Here is a 2,987-nt window from a genome sequence, read left to right as displayed (position 1 = left end):
TTATATCATTATACTAACCACATATCTACAACTCTAACCAAACAAAAAAAGAAAATCGATTTCGAGATAAAAGCAACTTCATAATAAAACCAACTTTAGAAAGAAACAAATTACAAAATAAAAATAACTCCAGATGAAATAAACCTGCAAGTGCGGTTCTGTTTTTTTCTGGACGGGTTAAAGAATCAATTGTTATTTGGAATAGATATTGCCTGGATTGTAGATTTTTCCGCCGTTTTCGAGAAGGACTGTTCCGAAAAAGGAAGTTTTCGCCGACACAGATCTATACTTGTCAGGGAGGTTCGCAGATGCAGGCCTCCAGGAAACGTTCTCGACGGCGAATATTTCAGGTACATATTTCTCAGTCTGGTTTACGCCAGCTGTTTTTTTTGGATATTTTATGGATTCCGAAGGTGTTTGGGGTGACAAGAGGCCGGAAAGAAGGTAAAATGAGCTTAATTTACCGTTCCTGTCTGTCTAATCTCGTAATCTGATTTTTGAGGATTTGGGCGTAAGTCCTATCAAGGTATAAAAATAAAAATCGGCGAAAGAATGACCTGCTGCAGAGGCCTGAAGGCAGAAAATTCCCGTTAAGAATGTAGGCTGTAAAGAGCTGGCAAGCCACAAATTTTTCATGGGATAAATTCAGAACTTGCCTCTCAAATACTATATTTAGAAAAATTATATTTATTGCATAAAAATAGTGAAGTTACATAATTTATAATTAAAAAGATTTAGGCATTATTCTCACTGAAATAATTCTCTATTGAGGCTTCTAATTAGATTAAAGTGAATAATTAAACTCAGTTATGTTTTATGAGCCTTATATTTCTCTTATTATCAAATATAAGGCTAAAAATATGGTTTTGTCCCGAATGTTGAAAAAATGAAACCGGTAAATTAAATTTAAAGGTAGATCATTTTATTACCGTGAGATTTCTTCAGATTTTAAAGAACTATTCACTATAAATCTCGTCTTTATAACAAATTATTTATTATAATGAAAAAAGTAAAAGTTAAAGCATAAATAAATAAAAAAAGCTATACATCCAGTTACAGTTTAGTTTATATCAATTAGATTTTCTTTTTTTGGAGACCAGAATCTATTGCGGTCTTTAACTAAATTCAACCGGAATATTCAGTTTATTTTTCCATAATAAATCTTATTTTAGCTCAGTTAATGGATATAAGGTTTAAAAATCCATCTGGGTTCGAGATATTAAAAATTATATCCTGTATATTAAATGAGAAAGTAGAACCCTTTATTACCTTAAGATTCATCCAGATCTTCAGAGACTATTCAATATTAAGGAAAATCTATTCTATTGACTTTATATAATTTTCAGTTATATATTTGTTTGTACCCTCTGGCAATTAAAGTTTAGAAAATTAAATTTCAAAGAGCAAATTCATGAGAGAAAAATTTTCTAACTGTAACTGCCTGGAGTATAACACAGACTTTGAGGTTGATAAAAGGGTTTGTGGTAAAGAATTGCATGCGTGAATTCGAAAACACGTTTGCTCTCTCAAAAGGTAAACAAAGACGACCGATAAATAAAGAAAGATAACAGATCTACACAAAAGAATGGAGGGAATGATCGAGCTTAAGTATTTATTATTCGAAAGTCTGCTTCTACGATGAAAATGTAAGCTACAGCATTCTGTAGTCGGACTGATTAAGCATGGAATGTAGCTTAAAATAACTATATGGTATAATGAAGGACGGAAAAAGATACGGGAAAAGAGTGGAGAGAATGATATGATCTTAAAGATTTTTTATTCGAAAGTTTGCATTTCTTATGAATGTACAAGATTTTTTATATTTTATTCTGACTGATTAAGCGCGAAAGTAGCCTAAAAATAATTATTTAGCCTGAAAGGAAATAGCAAAAAGAGCATCCATAGCATCTTTTCAAGACATCACGGACAAATTTCCATAAATTTTTTTCTTGAATTGATGACTATGTATTTTTTTCTGTGAATTAGTACTTACTTATTCTTTTAAGAGTTATTTTTTTCAATAATGCAATTCTTTATGCAGGTATGTATGCTTTTTAAATACTCATTCTCTTTTATTTCGTTTATTTTATATTTGATTGCCTGTAAACTCGTCACTTTTGATTAATATAAAATAGACATATAAATAATGCTCGAAAAAAGTTGTTAAAACTATTTTTCAGAACCTGAATACTTCAGATGAGCTGGAAATCAACAGCTCTGGGTGTGTAAAGATTGCAAAATATTAAGCAATTGCTGCTTAAGCCGGTATAAATCATGTAAAAAACACTTGATCCGGAAAGCCTCACCGGACGTTCTCTTTATTCATTTTTGTGAAATTACCGGGCTTACGCCCGGAAAAAGCAATCTGATAAAATAAATAGTTGATAAAGTGAATTACGGTTGGTTCTAAAAGTATCTAAATTCAGGAAACATGTACCTTATAAATTGTTATATCGTTTATTATATTATATCTTTCATTATACTATTGGTTGGATCATATTTACGCAATCGGTACTAAAATTCATATTAAAATCCGATGGTCAAACTGTTTATATTTTCATGGGGAGAGTAAATGAGCATCAAAGACAGGCTGTATTCGGTAGTTTCAGGTTTCGTTTTTTCACTTTCGTTCTTCTTATTTCGTTATGATACCCGCAGGTCTGCTGCAAGGCGCGGGAGAATTCAGAGAATTATGGAGGAGTCGGTTCATTAACTTACTTCTACTCATGGTAATATGGTCGGGTTAGTAAAAAGTAACAGGTTGAGACTGAAAAGGGGGATTAAATATGGCAGGTTCAGGATTTAAAGAATTAAATTTATCAAAAGAAATAGAAAAGGCAATAGAGGATATGGGTTTTGAAGAAGCCACGACGATTCAGGCCCAATCCATTCCCTATATGCTGGAAGGCAGAGATGTTATCGGACAGGCTCCGACTGGAACGGGGAAAACTGCTGCTTTTGGGATTACGGTTTTAGAGAGGATAGAC

The 2,987-nt window shown here is 32.3% G+C and carries 3 protein-coding genes; 2 read left to right on the top strand and 1 reads right to left on the bottom strand.

The annotated features are described in order from the left end of the window. Positions 1-192 precede the first annotated feature (192 nt). Complete coding sequence (locus tag RG963_RS16285; RefSeq protein WP_310577330.1) at positions 193-429, bottom strand: hypothetical protein; 237 nt, start codon at positions 427-429, stop codon at positions 193-195. 2,143 nt (positions 430-2,572) lie between these two features. Here RG963_RS16285 and RG963_RS16280 point away from each other — a divergent pair. Then, positions 2,573-2,713, top strand: coding sequence for a hypothetical protein (locus RG963_RS16280; RefSeq protein ID WP_310577329.1), 141 nt, complete (start codon positions 2,573-2,575; stop codon positions 2,711-2,713). A 73-nt stretch (positions 2,714-2,786) separates the two neighbouring features. After that, positions 2,787-2,987 (top strand): DEAD/DEAH box helicase (locus RG963_RS16275; protein WP_310577328.1); only part of this gene is annotated, 201 nt, incomplete at its 3' end.

The sequence above is a fragment of the Methanosarcina baikalica genome, assembly GCF_031461075.1.
In the GTDB taxonomy this organism is placed as follows: domain Archaea; phylum Halobacteriota; class Methanosarcinia; order Methanosarcinales; family Methanosarcinaceae; genus Methanosarcina; species Methanosarcina baikalica.
This window is presented reverse-complemented; position numbering and strand designations above follow the sequence as displayed.